A 19,167-nucleotide genomic window follows, 5' to 3' on the forward strand; every position below is an offset into this window, starting at 1 on the left:
GAAGTCGCTGCCGCGCTGATGCGGCGGGCGGTTTGCGCCTGCCGTGATTTGATATAATCTCCGCCCGAACCGTCGGGCGGTTCTCGGATCACGGCGGACCTAAGGGAGTGCGGAATGGTTTCAACACGGCTGTCGCGTCTGGAAGGGCATCGTCGCAAATTTCTCGCTGTTATCGACGACACACCGGAATGCGAAAGGGCCGTGCATTATGCCGGTCGTCGCGCCAAGAATTCCAATGGCGGGCTGGTGCTGCTCTACATGATCCCGGAAGGCGATTTCCAGCAATGGCTGGGTGTCGAGCAGATCATGCGGGCCGAGGCCCGCGAGGAGGCGGAAGCCACGCTTGCCAAGATTGCCCAGAAGGTGCGTGAGACAATCGGCATCGAGCCTGAATCAGTGATCCGCGAAGGCAGCGCCACCGAGCAGATCCACGGGCTGATCGAGGAAGACCGCGATATCGCCATTCTCGTGCTGGCGGCGGGTTCGACAAAGGAAGGGCCGGGGCCGCTCGTTTCTTCCATCGCCGGGCGAGGGGCAGCCTTCCCCATTCCCGTCACTGTCCTGCCGGATACGCTCACGGATGAGGAAATCGACGCGCTCTGCTGATCCGGGTTTCGGACAAGATTTAGGGGCTGACGATTTCTTGAATGTAATTATCATGTCAGGGCTTGAAGTGAAGCTTCGCCGGGCGTATTTTGGAAGAATTCTAAATTACGAGGCGTGAACCGCGACCTCGAAGGAGACGATGATGTTCATTCAGACGGAAGCCACGCCCAACCCCGCCACGCTGAAGTTTTTGCCCGGCAAGGTGGTGCTGGAAAGCGGGACAGCTGAGTTTCTCAATCCTTCGCAGGCGCAGGCTTCTCCGCTGGCGGAGCGTCTCTTTACGATTCCCGGCGTCACCGGCGTTTATTTCGGCTTCGATTTCATAACCGTCACCAAAGACGATGCGGAATGGCAGCACCTGAAGCCCGCCATTCTCGGTTCGATTATGGAACACTTCATGTCCGGTCGCCCGATCATGGGTACGGCGATTGCGGCGGAAGTCTCGGACGAAGAGGACGAGTTTTTCGAAGAGGGTGACGAGACAATCGTCGCCACGATCAAGGAACTGCTGGAAACCCGTGTGCGTCCTGCCGTAGCGCAGGATGGCGGCGACATTACTTTCCGCGGTTTCCGTGATGGCACCGTGTTCCTGAACATGAAGGGCGCCTGCTCGGGTTGCCCGTCCTCCACGGCCACGCTGAAGCACGGCGTTCAGAACCTGCTTCGTCATTTCGTGCCGGAAGTGCGCGAAGTCGAAGCGGTATGACATCGTAAGCCAGGTCCCGACATGATTGTTCTCGCACTCGACACGTCAGGTGTGGATTGTTCAGCCTGCGTTTATGACAGCGCCTCCGACAGGGTGCTCGGCGAGGTGTGCGAAATGATCGGCAAGGGTCATGCCGAGAGGTTGATGGCCGTGATCGATGGCGCCCTGCAGCAGGCGCAAGTCCCGCTGCAGAAGGTTGAGCGCATCGCCGTGACCATCGGTCCGGGCTCCTTCACTGGCATTCGTGTCGGTGTTGCCGCTGCGCGCGGCTTTGCCCTGTCGCTTGGCGTCGAGGCTGTTGGCATCACCACGCTTGAAACGCTTGCCCTGCATCATCTGATGACAAATCCCGGCCGGCCCGTGGCCGTCGGGCTGGATGCCAAACGTGGTGAAGCCTATCTCCAGACTTTCGCGGCGGATGGATCGCCGCTCGCTGAGGCGACACTTTTGTCTCTGAATGATGCCAGGGGCGTTCTTTCCGGTTTCGATGGTGCCGTGATTGGTTCGGCCGCGCCGCTGTTTGCGGGAGAGGAAATTGGCTCGGGGCCGGACCATTTCCCGATTGCTTCGGTTGCACACTCGGCGGCGCGCAAGCCGGCGGGTCAGCCGAAACCTGCGCCGCTTTATCTGCGCGGTCCGGATGCCCGTCCGCAAACCGGTTTTGCGCTGGCACGCCAGGACGTTGCCTGATAGGGCATTGCCCGTGAATGATTCCTGTAATGCCCGATTCTTGTGATGCCAGATTCCTATTATGTTTGACGAATATCTGAGCTGGAAACCCTATTTCGAGATCGTGCCGATGCAGCATGAGGATTGCGCCGCGGTGGCGGAACTGCATGCGCTGCGTTTTCCGCGCCCGTGGAATGACGGTGAATTTTCCGGGCTGTTGACGCAAGGTTCGGTTTTTGGCGCCGTTGCCCGCCAGACCAACGCGTTCTTCAGCAAGCCTCTCGGCGGTTTTGTGTTGGCGCGGGAAGTGGCGGGCGAGGCGGAAATCCTGACCGTTGCGGTTTCCGACAAGTTCGGACGCACCGGTCTCGGCTGGCGCCTGATGCAGTCGGCGGTACGTGAAGCGATGATGCGCGGTGCTGAAACCATGTTTCTCGAGGTGGACAACGGCAACACCTCCGCTCTCGGGCTTTATAAAAAGCTCGGCTTCAAGACGGTTGCGGAGCGCAAGGCCTATTACACCTCCAGGGATGGAACCAAGTCGACGGCGCTTGTCATGCGCCGCGATCTTCGCTAGTTCCCTGCGACAGGCATTTTTTCGGCGAGAGCCGCAAAATTCAACCGGAATACTCAAAAGGCCAGAAGACGTGATAGACCTTTCGAAAACGCTGGAGGAGCTTTGTGCCGAGCGCGGCATGCGGATGACGGACCAGCGCCGCGTCATTGCCCGTGTCCTGCAGGAATCGGCCGACCATCCGGATGTCGAGGAATTGTACCGCCGTTCCTCCGCGGTGGATCCGCGCATCTCGATTTCCACCGTCTACAGAACGGTGAAGCTGTTCGAAGATGCCGGTATCATCGAACGGCACGATTTTCGCGATGGCCGTTCGCGTTATGAGACCGTGCCCGAAGAGCACCACGATCATCTGATCGATCTGAAGAACAGCGTGGTCATCGAGTTTCATTCGCCGGAAATCGAAGCGCTGCAGGAAAAGATCGCTCGCGAGCACGGCTTCAAGCTGGTGGATCACCGGCTGGAACTCTACGGCGTGCCGTTGAAGCCCGACGAACGCTGAGACGCCGGTGAACAAACGGGCGTTTAACTCATGATGTGGCTGCGCACAGCCTATATCGCGATCGTTCTCCTGATCGTCACGCTCATCCTGCTGCCGCTGCAACTGCTGGGCCTTGCCTTCGACTTGCGGCTGCGTCGCCGTATTCCGCGCCTATGGCATCGCATTGCCTGTCATGTTCTCGGCATTCGCGTGCATGTTCACGGAGAGGTGGAACGGGCAAAACCGCTGATGCTGGCGGTCAACCACGCCTCGTGGAAGGATATCCTCGTTCTCGGCAGCATTGCCGACGTTGTGTTCATTGCCAAGACGGAAGTGCGGGACTGGCCGGTTTTCGGCTGGCTCGCCCGCCTGCAGAAAAGCATCTTCGTTCAGCGCGAGCAGAAGCGCAGCACCGGCGCACAGGTCGGCGAGATCGCTGCCCGCATGGCCGACGGCGAGATTGTCGTGTTGTTTCCGGAAGGCACCACTTCGGACGGGAACAGAATGCTGGCGGTGAAATCCTCGCTGTTCGGTGCGGCCTCCACCGCCGCTGAACAGGTGCCGGGCAAGCTGGTTTATGTGCAGCCGGTTGCGATTGCCTATACTCGGGTACATGGCATGGCCATGGGCCGCTACCACCGGGTTATTGCCGCCTGGCCGGGCAGCATAACGCTGGTGCCGCATCTGCTTGGCATTATCAAGGCCGGCGCCATTGATGTGGACGTGACCTTCGGCGAGAGTGTTCCGTTTCACAGCACGGATAACCGCAAGCGCCTGGCGACTGATATCGCTGCTTCCATCCGTTCCATGCTGGCCTTCAGCCTGCGTGGCGGCTGGCGGAAATAGCGGTGTCGTCGCTCTTTCCGGGATTTTTTTGTTTAATCTGGCCGGGAAAAACACTAAATAGCGGCCATGACCCAGGAAACGCTTGGCCTTGACGCCCAACACATGATCGCCCGCGAGGGCTCTAACAGCCGCAAGGTCTTTATCAAGACCTATGGCTGTCAGATGAACGTCTACGATTCCGTCCGCATGAGTGATGCGCTGGCGAAGGACGGTTACGTTCAGACCGAAGATATGGGCGAGGCGGATCTGGTTCTGCTGAACACCTGTCATATCCGCGAAAAAGCGGCTGAAAAGGTCTATTCGGCGCTTGGCCGTCTGCGCGACATGAAAAAATCACGCGAAGAGCAGGGCCGCGAATTCATGATCGGCGTTGCCGGCTGCGTGGCGCAGGCCGAAGGCGAGGAAATTCTTCGCCGCGCGCCCGCCGTGGACGTCGTCATTGGCCCGCAGACCTACCACCGCCTGCCGGATGCCCTGAAGCGGGTGCGCGGCGGTGAACGCGTCATCGAGACCGAATATGCGGTCGAGGACAAGTTCGAGCATCTGCCGGTCGCCGAAAAGGCGACGTTGCGCACGCGCGGCGTCACCGCGTTTCTGACGGTGCAGGAAGGCTGCGACAAGTTCTGTACCTTCTGCGTCGTACCCTATACCCGTGGCTCGGAAGTCTCCCGTCCCGTGCGGCAGATCGTCGATGAGGCGATGAAACTGGTGGATGCCGGCGTGCGGGAGATCACGCTGCTTGGACAGAACGTCAACGCCTGGCAGGGCGAAGGCCCGAAGGGCGATAAATGGGGCCTTGCCGAACTGCTTTACCGGCTGGCGGAGATTCCGGGTCTTGCCCGGCTTCGCTACACCACCAGCCATCCGCGTGACATGGACGATCGGCTGATCGGCGCCCATCGCGATCTGCGTATCCTCATGCCTTACCTGCATCTGCCGGTGCAGTCAGGGTCGGATAGCATTCTGAAAGCAATGAACCGTCGCCATACCGGCGAGGAATATATCCAGCTTATCGAAAAAATCCGCACCGCCCGCCCTGATATCGCCATGTCGGGAGATTTTATTGTCGGCTTCCCCGGCGAGACGGATCGCGATTTCGAAGACACGATGGCGATGGTCGAGACGGTGAAATACGCGCAGGCTTTTTCCTTCAAATATTCCACCCGTCCCGGCACGCCGGGCGCTGACCTTAACGATCAGGTCGAGGAAGAGGTAAAGGCCGAGCGGCTGGAGAGATTGCAGGCGCTGTTGCTGCGGCAGCAGAAGGAATTTGCGGAATCGCTGGTGGGAAAGACCATGGATGTGTTGCTGGAAAAGCCCGGCCGCATGCCTGAACAGTTGATAGGTCGCTCCCCCTGGCTGCAATCCGTGAATCTTGATGCAAAGACTTTGAAAATCGGTGACATTGTTAATGTACGAATCACCGCAACGGGTCCAAACAGCTTGTTTGCCGAGGTGGCAGAGAGTTAGAGTGGGGAGCCGACACTGATTGGGACAGGAGCCTGACCGCTTGAACGCACATGAATTGGTATCACCTTCATCGCGCCAGCCACGCCAAGCCGCGACCGACGCCAATCACTTCGTCCTCACGTTCGAGAATAACAGGATAGCGGGAGAGCTATTCGGTCAGTTCGATCAGAACCTGAAATTGCTGGAACAGCGACTCAACATTGATGCGCGCCCGCGCGGTAATTCCGTCGCCATCACCGGTGATGTCGTGGCCACCAATCAGGCCCGCCGGGCGCTGGATTTCCTCTACGAACGCCTGCTCAAGGGCGGAACCGCCGAGGTTTCCGACGTGGAAGGCGCGATCCGCATGGCGATGGCCGCGGACGATCAACTGACCTTGCCGACGATGGAGCGCAAGGCGAAGATTTCCATGGCGCAGATTTCCACCCGCAAGAAGACCATCGCTGCCCGCACGCCGACGCAGGATGTCTATATGCGGGCGCTGGAGCAATCCGAGCTGGTTTTCGGCGTCGGCCCTGCAGGCACCGGCAAGACCTATCTTGCCGTGGCGCATGCGGCGCAATTGCTGGAGCGCGGTGCGGTTGACCGTATCATCCTGTCGCGTCCTGCCGTCGAGGCAGGTGAACGGCTGGGCTTCCTGCCGGGCGACATGAAAGAAAAGGTCGATCCCTATCTTCGTCCACTTTATGACGCGCTTTATGACATGATGCCGGGTGACAAGGTGGAGCGTGCCATTCAGGCGGGCGTCATCGAAATCGCCCCACTCGCCTTCATGCGCGGCCGCACCCTTGCCAACGCCGCCGTCATTCTGGACGAAGCCCAGAACACCACGACCATGCAGATGAAGATGTTCCTCACCCGTCTTGGTGAAAACGGCCGCATGATCGTGACCGGCGACCCGAGCCAGGTGGACCTGCCGCGCGGCGTGAAATCCGGTCTTGTCGAGGCCCTGCAAATCCTCACCGACGTGGAGGGCGTGTCGGTCGTGCGCTTCAAGGATGTCGACGTCGTGCGTCATCCGATGGTGGCGCGCATTGTCCGGGCGTATGAATCCCACACGGCGGTGCCGGATGAAAGCCTCGTGAAGGGCAACTGACGTAAAGACAATGACAGCTCTGGATATTCAAATCAGCGTCGAGGCCGAAGGTTGGTCCTCGGAAGAGGACTTGGCTGCCTTTGCCACCAAGGTGCTGGACGCGGCGGTCGATTTTCTGAAGCGGGAAGAGGAACAACCCTTCCCGAAAATGCCGGTGGAGCTGTCGCTGGTCTTTACCGATGATGAGAATATTCGGGAAATCAATGCCGAGTGGCGCGACAAGGACAAGGCGACCAATGTCTTGTCTTTCCCCGCTTTTTCGCTGGAACCGGGCGGTATGCCCGGCCCGATGCTGGGCGATATCGTCATCGCGCGCGAGACGGTTGAGCGCGAGGCCCTTGAACTTGACAAGAGTTTCGAGGATCATCTGACCCATCTGCTCGTTCATGGGTTCCTGCATTTGTTTGGTTATGACCACATGGACGAGGAAGAAGCGGAAGAAATGGAGTCGCTTGAGACTCGCATTTTGGCGGTGCTTGGCCTATCTGATCCATACGCGGGTCAGGAACCGCTTTGAATATTGTCTGGAGCCATGAACGAACATTCTGCACGACCTGCCAATGAGGGCAGAGAAAACGGCGAGCAGTCCTCCTCGGAAGAGGGCAGTAGTCATTTACGTCAAGACTACAACGCAAAGCCGAGATCGACGATCTGGTCGCGCATCGCGCGGTTGCTGAGACCGTCTCAAGGCGAGCGCCTGCGCGAGGATTTGACCGACGCGCTGATGGATGACACCGAAATCGGTGCCGCCTTTTCGCCCGAAGAACGGGCGATGTTGAACAATATCCTGCGTTTCCGTGAGGTTAGGGTCGAAGATATCATGATCCCGCGGGTCGATATTGACGGTCTCGATCAGAACATGACAATCGGCGAGGCGCTGATCCTCTTTGAGGAAACCGGGCGCTCGCGCATGCCGGTCTATGACGAAACGCTGGATGACCCGAAGGGCATGATCCACATTCGCGATCTCTTGGCGTACGTCGCAAAGCAGGCCCGCAACAAGCGCCGGGCGGGATCGCGCAGCGTCGCTTATGGCGAAGCGAAAGCGCCGCGTTCGCCGCGCCCGAATTTCGATCTGGCGCGGGTCGATCTGGAGCAGACGGTTGCCGATGCCGGGCTGGTACGTAAAATTCTGTTCGCGCCGCCCTCGATGCTGGCCTCCGATCTCTTGAAGACAATGCAGGCCCAGAGAACTCAGCTCGCTCTCGTGATCGATGAATATGGTGGCACCGACGGTCTCGTCAGCCACGAGGATATCGTCGAGATGGTCGTTGGTGACATTGATGACGAGCACGACAAGGACGAAGCGATGTTTTCGCGCCTGTCCCCCGACGTGCTTGTGGCCGATGCCCGCGCCGAACTCACCGAGCTTGCCGAGGCGATCGGGCCGGAATTCGATGTCCGCGAACATCTGGAGGAAATCGATACGCTCGGTGGGCTTATCTTCTTTGCGCTCGGCCGTATTCCGGCCAAGGGCGAGGTGGTCAGGGCCGTGCCCGGTTTCGAATTCCAGATTCTCGATGCGGATACACGGCGCATCAAGGGTGTTCGCATTGTCCGCAATCACGGCTCGGAAGGGCAGGATGATCGCGCGCCAGGCGACGCTCATGCCAATGAGGTGATTGCGCTGCCCGCGCCGGATGTGCGCCTTATCACGCACCAGCAGAATGCCGACTGAACAGGATCCGACGGGATAATACCCGTCGGTTCACTGCTTCAATATCGATTTGACCGCTTCTGATGCTTCTAGGGTCCGACGAAAAACACGCCCGGTCATCAGGGCGTCCTCCACTCCTGTGGACTGCGAATCTTTTTTCCGTTACTCCGGGTCTGAGGGAAAATTCCGCGGCGCCGCCTTGCCGGGAGCGGTCTTTTCCGGACGCGCATAAAACGGAGATGGCATGGAGCGTCTTGCAGGCAGGGTAATGCTGGCCGGTGGCAAAAGCCGAGCAGTGATGGCGATTGCCGCAGGCGCGGTTGGTGCGCTGGCTTTGCCTCCATTCGGTTTTTTCGCGGCGCTGTTTTTCTCCTTCACCCTGCTTGTCTGGCTGGTGGACGGCTGCACCGGCAAGCCCGGCGGCGGCGTCTTCAGCCGCATCCTGCCCGCTTTCGGCATCGGCTGGTGTTTCGGCTTCGGCTATTTCGTGGCGGGCCTTTGGTGGCTGGGTAATGCTCTTTTGCTGGAGGCAGACGAATTCGCCTGGGCACTGCCGCTCGCCATCATCGGCCTTCCGGCTCTTCTTGCGCTGTTTTATGGTTTTGCAGTCGCTGCGGCCAACATCGTCTGGTCGGATGGTCTTGGCCGTATCGCCGCCCTTGCCGTCGCATTCGGCCTGTTTGAATGGCTGCGCAGTTTTGTTGCGACCGGTTTTCCCTGGAACGCCATCGGCTACGGCATCATGCCCATTCCGGTCATGATGCAGTCCGCGCATCTGCTAGGGCTTTTCAGCGTCACCACGCTTGCCGTGTTCATTTTCGCCGCGCCGGCCCTGATCGGCACGAAAAAAGGCATGTGGCCGGGCCTCGCTCTGGCGGGCCTGCTGCTGGCCGGCCATTTTGGGTATGGCTTCTATCGCCTTCAGACACCGGTGGAAACGTCGCAGGACGCACTGACGGTCAGGATCGTACAGCCGTCCATAGACCAGTCCCGCAAAATGCTGAACGCTGACCGTGCGGAGATTTTCGGTGAACATCTGCGGCTGACGGCGCTACCGCCCGGCGAAGGGAAAAAGCGCCCTGATATCGTCGTATGGCCGGAAACCTCCGTGCCCTTCATCCTGACGCAGAACCCGGATGCTTTGGCGGAAATCGCAAAAACGCTGGAGGATGGACAAATCCTGTTCACCGGCGCTGTCAGAATGGAAGATCAGGGTGCCGGTCGGCCACCACGTTATTACAATTCCGTCTATGCGATCGACAGCCAGGGCGAAATCCTCGCCGCAAGCGACAAGGTTCACCTGACGCCCTTTGGCGAATACGTCCCCTTCGAAGGCATTTTGCGGGAGTTCGGCATCGACAATGTCATCAGCCTGCCGGGTGGTTTTTCGGCCGCCTCGTCGCGCACGCCCCTGACGTTGCCGTCCGGCAAGACCTTTTATCCCCTGATCTGTTACGAGATCATTTTTCCGGGTGAGATGACGCCGGGTCTGTCGGGTTCGGCAGCAATTCTGAACGTGACAAATGATGGCTGGTTCGGCGACACGCCTGGCCCCTATCAGCACTTTTTGCAGGCAAGAGTCCGTGCGGTTGAAACGGGCGTGCCGGTGATTCGCGGCGCCAATACCGGAATTTCGGCTGTCATCGACCCCTATGGTCGCATTATTGCCGGGTTGGATTACGGTCGGGTTGGCATTGTTGACGCCACTTTGAGTGGTGGGGCAAACGACGCATTTACTTACGACACACATCGGACGTATTTCTGGTTGATTTTTTCAATCATGCTAATCGTTGCGGTATTTCCTGCCTGGAGTTTTGCTCGGCGTCAGAATTGACCGGGAACTCCCGCAATTGCATAGTGAATACGTCAGTCGTAAAACAAGTTTAGACGCTGTCGAAATGCAGCTCATTTATTCGAATAGTAATGAAGCGAGATATCAACCCTTTCCGAGTGTCAGGACCGCATGATGACCGAGAATAAGAAAAAGCCTAACCCCATCGACATTCATGTCGGAAGCCGAATTCGTCTTCGCAGAACCATGCTCGGCATGAGCCAGGAAAAGCTGGGCGAAAGCCTTGGAATTACCTTTCAGCAAATCCAGAAATATGAAAAGGGCACGAACCGCGTCGGTGCGAGCCGCCTTCAGAATATTTCCGCGATCCTCAACGTTCCGGTGTCCTTCTTTTTCGAAGATGCTCCCGGTGATCAGGTTGGCGGCGCGACCGGCATGGCGGAAGCCTCCAGCTCCAATTACGTGGTTGACTTCCTGTCCTCGGCTGAAGGTTTGCAGCTGAACCGCGCTTTTGTGAAGATCGCCGATCCCAAGGTCCGCCGTCGTCTCGTTGATCTTGTCAAGGCGCTCGCCGCCGAAGGAGACGCGGAGTAAGTCTCCACAGTTGATGCCCATAATTTCCGGCAAGGGCGCCGGACACTCAACGGTCCGCAAGGGCCGTTTTTTTGTGCCGGATTAGAAAGGAATTCTCACATAAAGATATATTTATGTGGTTGTGTCCTTGTTTTTCGTGGCCGAAATGACTAACAAACTCGAAGACCGTTCTTTGAGGGGAATCCCGCATGCGTGCCAATTACCTGTTCACCAGCGAGTCCGTGGCCGAAGGTCATCCGGACAAGGTTTGTGACCGTATTTCCGATGAAATCGTCGATCTCATTTATCGTGAAGCGTCCAAGACGGGTGTTGACCCCTGGACCGTGCGCATCGCATGCGAGACGCTTGCGACGACCAACCGCGTCGTCATCGCCGGTGAGGTTCGGGTTCCCGATACCCTGCTGAAGAAGGACAAGGACGGCAAGGTCGTCAAGGACGCCTCCGGCCACCCGGTCATCAATCCTTCCAAGTTCAAGTCCGCGGCCCGCAAGGCAATCCGCGACATCGGCTACGAGCAGGATGGTTTCCACTGGAAGACCGCCAAGATCGATGTTCTCCTGCATCCGCAGTCGGCAGACATCGCGCAGGGCGTCGACAATGCTTCCGACAAGCAGGGTGACGAAGGTGCCGGCGACCAGGGCATCATGTTCGGTTACGCCTGCAAGGAAACGCCGGACCTGATGCCGGCCCCGATCTATTATTCGCACCGTATCCTGCAGCTGCTCGCCACCGCCCGCAAGAGCGGCGAAGGCGAAGCGGCAAAGCTCGGCCCTGATGCCAAGAGCCAGGTGACGGTTCGTTACGTCGATGGCAAGGCTTCGGAAGCCGTATCCATCGTTCTGTCCACGCAGCATCTCGATGCAAGCTGGGATTCGAAGAAGGTTCGCGCCGTTGTCGAACCCTATATCCGCGAAGCTCTGGGCGACCTGAAGATCGCTGACGATTGCCAGTGGTACATCAACCCGACGGGCAAGTTCGTCATCGGTGGTCCTGATGGCGATGCCGGCCTGACCGGCCGCAAGATCATCGTCGACACCTATGGCGGTGCTGCCCCCCATGGTGGCGGTGCATTCTCCGGCAAGGACACGACCAAGGTCGACCGTTCCGCCGCCTATGCCGCCCGCTACCTTGCCAAGAACGTTGTGGCTGCCGGTTTGGCCGAGCGCTGCACAATCCAGATCTCCTACGCTATCGGCATCGCCCAGCCGCTGTCGATCTATGTCGATCTGCACGGCACGGGCAAGGTCAGCGAAGATCAGGTTGAAGGTGCGATCCGCAAGGTCATGGACCTCTCGCCCTCGGGCATCCGCCGTCATCTCGATCTTAACAAGCCGATCTACGCCAAGACGTCCTCCTACGGCCATTTCGGTCGCAAGGCCGGCCGTGACGGCTCCTTCTCCTGGGAGAAGCTTGATCTGGTGAAGCCGCTCAAGGAAGCTTTGAGCGCCTAACACTTGTTATTTGGCGGGGATTGAGAGATACCGTCACCAACTTTTGTAACCCGCATAGTGCCATTCATCTGGCGCTGTGCGGGTTAAATCTATTTGTTCTTGAGAGTATGACATGACGGAAGAACGGCGTTCGCGCGCAACGGAAGCGTTTTTTGGCAGACGCAAGGGCAAGCCTTTGCGCAATCAGCAGGTCGACACAATCGAAAACCTGCTGCCTTTGCTGAAAATCGATCTGGGGAGCACACCGCCGCAAAATCTGGCGGCTCTCTTTCCTGCGGATGTGAGATCGGTTCGTCTGGAGATCGGTTTCGGTGGCGGCGAGCATCTTGCCCATCGCGCGGTTGAAAACCCCGAGACAGGCTTTATCGGCGTCGAGCCCTTCGTCAATTCCATGGCCAAGCTGCTCGCAACCGTGCGCGAACGCGAGTTGATGAATATCCGCCTTTACGATGATGACGCGACGCAATTGCTGGACTGGCTGCCGGAAGGGTCGATCGATCACATTGATCTTCTTTACCCCGATCCCTGGCCGAAGAAAAAGCACTGGAAGCGCCGTTTCGTGTCCGACGTCAATCTTGCCCGCTTCCACAGGGTGCTGAAACCCGGCGGCAAGTTCTGCTTCGCTTCGGATATCGACACCTACGTCAACTGGACGCTGCAGCATTGCGCTCGCCATGGCGGTTTTGAGTGGACGGCGACGAGCGCTGACGACTGGCGCACGCCCTATGCCAACTGGCCGGGCACGCGTTATGAGAACAAGGCGAAAAGAGAAGGCCGCAGCTCGGCCTATCTCACCTTTATTCGTCGCTGAGCGGCTGAAGTCTCAGATATTCGCATCCACTTCTGCGGCAAGCGGAATGGAAGGCTGGGCGCCGGCGCGGGTGCAGGCAAGCGAACCTGCGACGGCGGCACGCTTCAGCGCCTTTTCGAAATCCATCCCCTGATCGAGGCTGGCAGCGAGATAACCGCAGAACGTATCGCCTGCGCCAACCGTATCGACGGGTACGATCTTCAGACCGGCGGCCCGGTAAAGCTTGCTGTTGCGAATGGCGATCACGCCATCCGCTCCAAGCGTGACGATCAATGTCTGGCCGGTTTTTTCATGTAAGGCCTTGAGTTCGTTTTCCCGCTCCAAACCGGAAAGCCCGTTCTTGCCGATCAGCAATTCGAACTCGGTTTCGTTGGCGATGACGATATCTGCAAGGCCGGCAAGGCGCGGTCCGTCTGCGGTCAGCGGCGCAGTATTGATGACGGTGGTGACGCGCTTCGCCTTTGCGGCCGTTAGCGCCGCTTCGATGGCGGATGCGGGTATTTCGAACTGCAGCATCAGAATATCGCCCTCCGCCATCTCCGCCACGACCTTGGCGGCGTCGGATGCCGACACTTCGCCATTGGCGGCGGGAATGACCGAGATCATGTTCTCTCCGCCTTCACCGATAAGGATCATCGCCGTACCGGTCGGGCCCGGCGCGGTCTTGACGAGCGAGAGGTCGGTGCCGGCATCACGCAACAATGTCAGCGCCGGTGCGGCAAACGTATCGTCACCTGCCGCACCCGCCATTTTGACCGTGGCGCCCGCCCGCTTTGCGGCAAGCGCCTGATTGGCTCCCTTTCCGCCCGCCGCGGTGGAGAAGCTCTCTCCCGTCACGGTTTCACCGGGTTTTGGAAGACGTTTGGCGGTGGCGATGAGATCCATGTTGATGGAGCCGAAAATAGTAATCATGGGCGGCATGTCCGTATGAAATTCAAGCGAGACGGCGACTTTGCCCGAGACGATCACTCGTCGTCAACTACCCGCAATTTGGCCGCACCGGCTCTGTTATCCGCAAAGCGGCGGGCCTGCTCGATTTCCCCATGTGCAGCTTCTTTTTCTGTCGGCGAAAAATCGAGGCCCTCAATTTTTTGGCCGCGCGCCAAGACCTTGTCGGAGGAAATCAGCATCATGTCGACGTCCTTCTGCGCCAGCCCAAAATGGGCCTGCAGCTTGCGCGTCCGGTCGTCTAGGCGCCGCACATCGTCCATCAGCAACGCCACTTCGCCTTGAATGAGATGCGCCTGCTCGCGCATGCGCTGATCTTTCAGCACCGACTGGATGACCTGCACTGACAGCATCAGAAGGGACGGCGATACGATGACGACGCGAGCCCGATGGGCGCGCTGCACCAGATATTCGAAATGCTGGTGAATATCGGCGAAGATCGATTCGGACGGCACGAAGATGAAGGCCGTATCCTGCGTCTCGCCGCGGATGAGGTATTTCTCGGCCACGTCGCGAATGTGCACTTCCATATCGCGCCGGAACTGCTGAATGGCGGCGCGCTTCGCTTCCGGCGACTCATCTGCTTTCAGTGCGTTCCAGGCTTCCAGCGGAAACTTGGCGTCGATGACAAGCGGCGGCGCGTTATTCGGCATCTTGATGGTGCAGTCCGGCCGGTAACCGTTCGAAAGTGTGGGCTGAAGCTGGAACGCACCTGCGGGAAGTGCATCGGCAATCAGCGCCTCCATGCGTGCCTGTCCGAAGGCGCCTCGCGTCTGCTTGTTGGAAAGGATCGCCTGCAGCCCGACCACATCCTTGGCCAGATCCTGAATATTGCCCTGTGCGGCATCGATGACCGCCAAGCGCTCCTGAAGACGGCTCAGATTTTCATGCGTTGATCGGGTCTGCTCCGTCAGCGTTTCGCCCAGCCGCTGCGACATGCCGTCGAGACGCTGATTGAGCGTCTGGCTCATCTCGGTCTGGCGTGTGCCAAGCGTCTCCGCCATGGCGGCAATCCGGCCGTGCAGTTCGGACTGGGTTTTCAGAAGGTCGGAGATTTCTCCATCCGCTCCCGCTCTTTTCACGCGGTTCGTTGTGACCAGCCATGTAATCGCCAGACCGCAAAGCAGAGCCGCGAGCAGTGCGCCGAAGCTGATATCGACGGAACCGGCCCGCAATGCCGGATCGAGGAGAACGGATAAATCTATGCTCATGATTAAATCTAGCAGATTTCTTGTGATTCGTAAGATCAAAACAAGAACATTCCTGCGGCGGAAATGAGTCCGGGAGAGCGGAAGCCCGGCGCGGTTTGACCGCTCGTATTTTTTATTTCCTCCGTGCAAGAGATACGTTATGGGAAGCCATGACTATCAAACCGCTTATCATTTTGCCCGATCCCGTGCTGCGCCAGCAATCGAAATCCATCGAACAGGTGGATGCCGAGGTGCTGCGCCTTGCCGATGACATGCTGGAAACCATGTATGATGCGCCGGGCATTGGCCTTGCCGCCATCCAGGTCGGCGTGGCGCGCCGTATGCTGGTGATTGACGTTGCGCGTGAAGGCGAGGAAAAGACCCCCGTCGTCTTCATCAACCCGGAAATCCTCAAGGTGTCGGACGATATTTCGACCTATGAGGAAGGCTGCCTCTCCATTCCCGATTATTACGCCGAAGTCGAGCGCCCAGCGGCGCTGACGGTGCGCTATGTCGGTCGTGACGGCAAGCAGCAGACCGTCGAGGCGGACGGGCTTCTCGCCACGTGCCTGCAGCATGAGATCGATCACCTGAACGGTGTTCTGTTCATCGACCATATTTCGCGGCTGAAACGCGACATGGTCATCAAGAAATTCACCAAAGCGGCCCGCGCAAAGGTCTGATCCGTCCTCCTTGTCTGGAGACGGAAGGGCACAAAGGGCAGGGGGCGACGATGTCTCTTCGCATCATCTTCATGGGCACGCCGGATTTTTCCGTTCCCACCTTGCGTGCATTGGTGGAAGCGGGTCACGAGGTCGTTGCCGTTTATACGCAGCCGCCGCGTCCCGGCGGTCGTCGTGGTCTCGATCTGCAGAAGTCTCCCGTGCATCAGGCGGCCGAACTTCTGGGCCTGCCCGTGCTGACGCCCGTGAACTTCAAGGCCGAGGAAGATCGCCAGCAGTTCCGGGACTTCAACGCAGATGTGGCGGTTGTCGTGGCTTACGGGTTGCTGTTGCCTGAAGCGATCCTAACCGGCACGCGCCTTGGCTGCTATAATGGCCACGCCTCCCTGCTGCCGCGCTGGCGGGGTGCGGCTCCCATCCAGCGGGCGATCATGGCCGGCGATGACGAGACCGGCATGATGGTCATGAAAATGGAAAAGGGGCTCGATACCGGCCCCGTAGCGCTGACCGCAAAGGTCGCGATCGGCGAGAATATGACAGCCGGCGAGTTGCACGACAGTCTTATGCTCGCAGGCGCGCGGCTGATGCGGCAGGCGATGGACAGGCTGGAAGCAGACGACCTGCCACTTGTCGCACAGGCCGAAGAGGGTGTTGTTTACGCGTCGAAGATCGATAAGGGTGAGACCCGCATCGATTTCTCCCGCCCTGCACAGGATGTCCATAACCATATTCGCGGCCTTTCGCCGTTTCCCGGTGCATGGCTGGAAATGGATATTGGCGGCAAGGCCGAGCGCGTGAAGGTTCTGGCCTCTGAGCTGGCAAGTGGCATGGGAGAAGCGGGCACCGTGCTGGACGACGCCCTCACCATCGCCTGCGGCAGCGATGCCGTTCGGCTCACTCGCCTGCAAAAGGCGGGCGGCAAGCCGATGTCGGCCGCAGATTTCGTTCGTGGCACCCCCGTTCCCGTCACAACGAGGCTCGGCTGATGCCACGCTTCCGCATGACCGTCGAATATGACGGTTCACCCTATTTCGGCTGGCAAAGACAGGATAACGGCCCGTCGGTTCAAGGCGCGCTGGAGGCTGCTGTCCGGTCGCTGACAGGGGAAACCGTTTCCATTCGCGGTGCGGGCCGTACCGATTCCGGCGTACATGCCGTCGGACAGGTGGCCCATGCCGATCTTTCTCGCGACTGGGAGCCTTACAAGCTTCGCAATGCGTTGAACGCCCATCTGGCGATGGCGAAGGAGGCCGTCTCGGTTCTGGACGTCGCAGCCGTAACGGAAGATTTCGACGCCCGTTTTTCCGCCACCCGCCGCCATTATCTCTATCGCATCATTTGCCGGAAGGCTCGGCTGGCGCTGGAACACAAACGTGCATGGTGGGTCTCGAAAGACATGGACCATGAGCGTATGCATGCGGCTGCGCAGATGCTTGTCGGCCGGCATGATTTCACCACCTTTCGCTCGGTTCATTGCCAGGCGAACAGCCCGATCCGGACACTCGACCGGCTGGATGTCACGCGCAACGGCGACCTCATCGAAATCCGCGCGACGGCGCAGAGTTTCCTGCATAACCAGATTCGCTCTTTCGCCGGTACGCTGAAAATGGCCGGTGAAGGCGCCATGACACCGGAGGATGTGCGCGCGGCACTGGAAGCACGGGATCGCAAGGCCTGCGGCCCTGTCGCTCCGCCGGACGGCCTTTATTTCATGCAGGTCGATTATCCTGATGTCATTCCGCCGCGTGTGCATTCAAAAGTCGAGACCGTGGAAGACGCGGACTGACCCAGAAGTCAGTGTCGACTATCAAGCCGGGTAGACGCCAAGAAAACGCTGCAGCGCCTCCGACAGAAGCATGCCCGGCACCAGCAGCGTCATGACGATGGCGGAGACGAGTAGCGACTGGTCACGGATGAAGAACCGCACGATCCGCGAAAAGGCGAAGACCAGCGACAGAAGCAGCGCCAGCCACAGAATGGCGATCAGCCCCTGCAAGGGCGGCAGGAAGAACGCGATCAGGATCAGAACGGCATAGGCGTAGGAAAACGGCAGCGACAGCCAGTTCATGGTGGTGACCAGCGGCGCGAATTTTTCCCGTGCGCCGAAGGCGAACAGCAGCATGCCGATCAGCAGCAGCGGCACGATCCAGCAGATGGCTTCGACCATCGCCAGACGGAAAAAGAAGATCAGCCCGGTTTCGGTGCCTGGTGGACATCCGGCGAGGAAGGCCGCGCGCAGCCACAGCCAGGAAACCAGCATGGCGGGCAGGCACCAGAGGGCAGAATAGAAGGATCGTGCCATGCCACGCTCGGAGAGATCCAGATAACGCGCACCGGTATGGTCGCCGAGCAGCAGCAGCCACAGGCCCTTCAGATAAAGCCTTATTTCACTTGCCGTCGGCATGGGCGAACCAGCGTTCGATAAAGGTTTCGTAGATGCGCGTCAGTGTCTCGAGATCGGCAACCGCCACACGCTCATCGACCATATGCATCGTTTGTCCGACGAGGCCGAATTCCACCACCGGGCAATAATCCTTGATGAAGCGGGCATCCGAGGTGCCGCCGGTGGTCGAAAGTTTCGGCTCCTTGCCGGTAACGGCCTCGACAGCGCCTGACAGCGACGAGATGAGCGCATTGTTGCGCGTCAGGAAAACGTGGGCCGGTCGGTCCGCCCAGACGATCTCGTATTTGACCGGGCTGCGGTCAGGGCGAAGCTCACCTTCGGTGGCAGCCGCATCCAGACGGCGGATGATCTCTGCCCGCAGGCTTTCGGCTGTCCAGGTATCGTTGAAACGAATGTTGAAGGCCGCCGTCGCCCGTGAGGGGATGACATTTGTGGCGGCATTGCCGGTATCGACGGTGGTGACTTCCAGATTGGAGGGCTGGAAATTATCCGTACCGTGATCGAAGGGCGGATGCATCAACGCATGGGTCAGCTGCAGCAGCCCGCGAATGGGGTTGTCCGCGAGATGCGGGTAGGCGGCATGGCCCTGAACGCCATGCACCGTTATCCGGCCGGAAAGCGATCCGCGACGACCGATCTTGATCATGTCGCCCAGCTGGTCGGGATTGGTCGGCTCCCCCACCACACAGGCATCCCATGTCTCGCCTTTGGCGGCCGCCCATTCCAGCAGCTTGGAGGTGCCGTTGATTGACGGGCCTTCCTCGTCGCCGGTAATCAGGAAGGAAACGGAGCCCTGCGGTTTGCCGTGTTTTTCGATATGGCGGGCAATGGCCGCGACGAAACAGGCGATACCGCCCTTCATATCCACCGCACCGCGACCGTACATTTCCCCGCCGGCAATCTCTGCCGAGAAGGGTGGATGGCTCCATGCGGCCTCGTCACCCACGGGAACGACATCCGTATGGCCCGCAAACATCAGATGCGGACCTTCGGTGCCGAGCCGGGCATAGAGGTTTTCCACGTCAGGCGTTCCCGCCTCGCTTGCAATCATCCTTTCAACCGCAAAGCCAAGCGGCGAAAGCAGGCTGTCGAGCAGGGAAAGCGCGCCGCCTTCCGCAGGCGTCACCGATGGGCAACGGATGAGGGCGGCGAGATTGGCAACGGGATCGGTCGTGGTCATGGTATCAGC

Annotated in this window: 21 protein-coding genes; 17 read left to right on the forward strand and 4 right to left on the reverse strand. The window is 59.2% G+C overall.

Annotation, left to right across the window (positions count from 1 at the left end; all coding sequences use genetic code 11):
• Positions 1 to 114 precede the first annotated feature (114 nt).
• The 14 genes from QSV77_RS00130 to trmB all read left to right on the forward strand — a co-directional run bounded on the left by QSV77_RS00130 (position 115) and on the right by trmB (position 12,753).
• Complete coding sequence (locus tag QSV77_RS00130; protein ID WP_142840922.1) at positions 115 to 606, forward strand: universal stress protein; 492 nt, start codon at positions 115 to 117, stop codon at positions 604 to 606.
• Positions 607 to 748: 142 nt separating this feature from the next.
• Complete coding sequence (locus QSV77_RS00135) at positions 749 to 1,312, forward strand: NifU family protein (protein ID WP_052820288.1); 564 nt, start codon at positions 749 to 751, stop codon at positions 1,310 to 1,312.
• 21 nt (positions 1,313 to 1,333) lie between these two features.
• Positions 1,334 to 2,002 carry a tRNA (adenosine(37)-N6)-threonylcarbamoyltransferase complex dimerization subunit type 1 TsaB gene (gene tsaB, locus QSV77_RS00140; protein WP_302732001.1) on the forward strand — a complete coding sequence of 223 codons (669 nt, stop codon included), beginning with the start codon at positions 1,334 to 1,336 and terminating at the stop codon, positions 2,000 to 2,002.
• A gap of 61 nt (positions 2,003 to 2,063) precedes the next feature.
• A complete protein-coding gene (locus QSV77_RS00145; protein ID WP_142840924.1) occupies positions 2,064 to 2,558 on the forward strand; it encodes a GNAT family N-acetyltransferase in 495 nt (164 codons plus the stop codon).
• 70 nt (positions 2,559 to 2,628) lie between these two features.
• On the forward strand, positions 2,629 to 3,057 hold the full coding sequence (locus QSV77_RS00150) for a Fur family transcriptional regulator (protein ID WP_046799341.1): 429 nt from the start codon (positions 2,629 to 2,631) through the stop codon (positions 3,055 to 3,057).
• A gap of 30 nt (positions 3,058 to 3,087) precedes the next feature.
• Positions 3,088 to 3,882 (forward strand): 1-acyl-sn-glycerol-3-phosphate acyltransferase, encoded by a 795-nt coding sequence (locus QSV77_RS00155; protein ID WP_302732005.1) that lies wholly within the window; start codon positions 3,088 to 3,090, stop codon positions 3,880 to 3,882.
• Positions 3,883 to 3,948: 66 nt separating this feature from the next.
• Positions 3,949 to 5,352 carry a tRNA (N6-isopentenyl adenosine(37)-C2)-methylthiotransferase MiaB gene (gene miaB, locus QSV77_RS00160; RefSeq protein WP_269700145.1) on the forward strand — a complete coding sequence of 468 codons (1,404 nt, stop codon included), beginning with the start codon at positions 3,949 to 3,951 and terminating at the stop codon, positions 5,350 to 5,352.
• A 40-nt stretch (positions 5,353 to 5,392) separates the two neighbouring features.
• The gene (locus QSV77_RS00165; RefSeq protein WP_035219197.1) at positions 5,393 to 6,448 is read left to right on the forward strand and encodes a PhoH family protein; all 1,056 of its coding nucleotides are present in this window, start codon (positions 5,393 to 5,395) and stop codon (positions 6,446 to 6,448) included.
• A 10-nt stretch (positions 6,449 to 6,458) separates the two neighbouring features.
• Entirely contained in the window at positions 6,459 to 6,965 is a 507-nt protein-coding gene (gene ybeY, locus QSV77_RS00170; RefSeq protein ID WP_302732006.1) for an rRNA maturation RNase YbeY, read from the forward strand.
• A 15-nt stretch (positions 6,966 to 6,980) separates the two neighbouring features.
• Positions 6,981 to 8,126 (forward strand): hemolysin family protein, encoded by a 1,146-nt coding sequence (locus tag QSV77_RS00175; protein ID WP_142840928.1) that lies wholly within the window; start codon positions 6,981 to 6,983, stop codon positions 8,124 to 8,126.
• A gap of 223 nt (positions 8,127 to 8,349) precedes the next feature.
• The gene (lnt, locus tag QSV77_RS00180; protein ID WP_302732008.1) at positions 8,350 to 9,939 is read left to right on the forward strand and encodes an apolipoprotein N-acyltransferase; all 1,590 of its coding nucleotides are present in this window, start codon (positions 8,350 to 8,352) and stop codon (positions 9,937 to 9,939) included.
• Between the two features lie 132 nt (positions 9,940 to 10,071).
• Positions 10,072 to 10,491, forward strand: coding sequence for a helix-turn-helix domain-containing protein (locus QSV77_RS00185; RefSeq protein WP_046799453.1), 420 nt, complete (start codon positions 10,072 to 10,074; stop codon positions 10,489 to 10,491).
• Between the two features lie 188 nt (positions 10,492 to 10,679).
• Positions 10,680 to 11,942, forward strand: a complete 1,263-nt coding sequence (gene metK / locus QSV77_RS00190) for a methionine adenosyltransferase (protein ID WP_142840930.1) — start codon at positions 10,680 to 10,682, stop codon at positions 11,940 to 11,942.
• A gap of 112 nt (positions 11,943 to 12,054) precedes the next feature.
• Positions 12,055 to 12,753, forward strand: a complete 699-nt coding sequence (trmB, locus tag QSV77_RS00195) for a tRNA (guanosine(46)-N7)-methyltransferase TrmB (protein WP_302732012.1) — start codon at positions 12,055 to 12,057, stop codon at positions 12,751 to 12,753.
• Between the two features lie 12 nt (positions 12,754 to 12,765).
• Here trmB and QSV77_RS00200 read toward each other — a convergent pair whose 3' ends face one another.
• Together QSV77_RS00200 and QSV77_RS00205 are read right to left on the reverse strand one after the other, a co-directional pair.
• Positions 12,766 to 13,665, reverse strand: a complete 900-nt coding sequence (locus tag QSV77_RS00200; protein ID WP_302732014.1) for a ribokinase — start codon at positions 13,663 to 13,665, stop codon at positions 12,766 to 12,768.
• A gap of 53 nt (positions 13,666 to 13,718) precedes the next feature.
• Entirely contained in the window at positions 13,719 to 14,912 is a 1,194-nt protein-coding gene (locus QSV77_RS00205; protein WP_302732016.1) for a DNA recombination protein RmuC, read from the reverse strand.
• Positions 14,913 to 15,061: 149 nt separating this feature from the next.
• On the opposite strand from QSV77_RS00205, the gene def reads away from it, so the two are divergent.
• The 3 genes from def to truA are packed head-to-tail and all read left to right on the forward strand — an operon-like array spanning position 15,062 to position 17,360.
• Positions 15,062 to 15,574 (forward strand): peptide deformylase, encoded by a 513-nt coding sequence (gene def, locus QSV77_RS00210; RefSeq protein WP_302732018.1) that lies wholly within the window; start codon positions 15,062 to 15,064, stop codon positions 15,572 to 15,574.
• Positions 15,575 to 15,624: 50 nt separating this feature from the next.
• Positions 15,625 to 16,560 (forward strand): methionyl-tRNA formyltransferase, encoded by a 936-nt coding sequence (gene fmt / locus QSV77_RS00215; protein ID WP_302732020.1) that lies wholly within the window; start codon positions 15,625 to 15,627, stop codon positions 16,558 to 16,560.
• Positions 16,560 to 17,360, forward strand: coding sequence for a tRNA pseudouridine(38-40) synthase TruA (gene truA / locus QSV77_RS00220; protein WP_271360613.1), 801 nt, complete (start codon positions 16,560 to 16,562; stop codon positions 17,358 to 17,360). Before fmt ends, truA begins: the two co-directional genes overlap by 1 nt.
• 21 nt (positions 17,361 to 17,381) lie before the next feature.
• Here the strand turns inward: truA and QSV77_RS00225 are convergent, their stop codons facing one another.
• Together QSV77_RS00225 and dapE are read right to left on the reverse strand one after the other, a co-directional pair.
• Positions 17,382 to 17,978 (reverse strand): hypothetical protein, encoded by a 597-nt coding sequence (locus tag QSV77_RS00225; protein WP_302732023.1) that lies wholly within the window; start codon positions 17,976 to 17,978, stop codon positions 17,382 to 17,384.
• The gene (dapE, locus tag QSV77_RS00230; RefSeq protein WP_142840938.1) at positions 17,962 to 19,158 is read right to left on the reverse strand and encodes a succinyl-diaminopimelate desuccinylase; all 1,197 of its coding nucleotides are present in this window, start codon (positions 19,156 to 19,158) and stop codon (positions 17,962 to 17,964) included. Before dapE ends, QSV77_RS00225 begins: the two co-directional genes overlap by 17 nt.
• Positions 19,159 to 19,167 lie beyond the last annotated feature (9 nt).

It is taken from the genome of Agrobacterium sp. V1 (genome assembly GCF_030518355.1).
Lineage (GTDB): Bacteria > Pseudomonadota > Alphaproteobacteria > Rhizobiales > Rhizobiaceae > Agrobacterium > Agrobacterium cucumeris.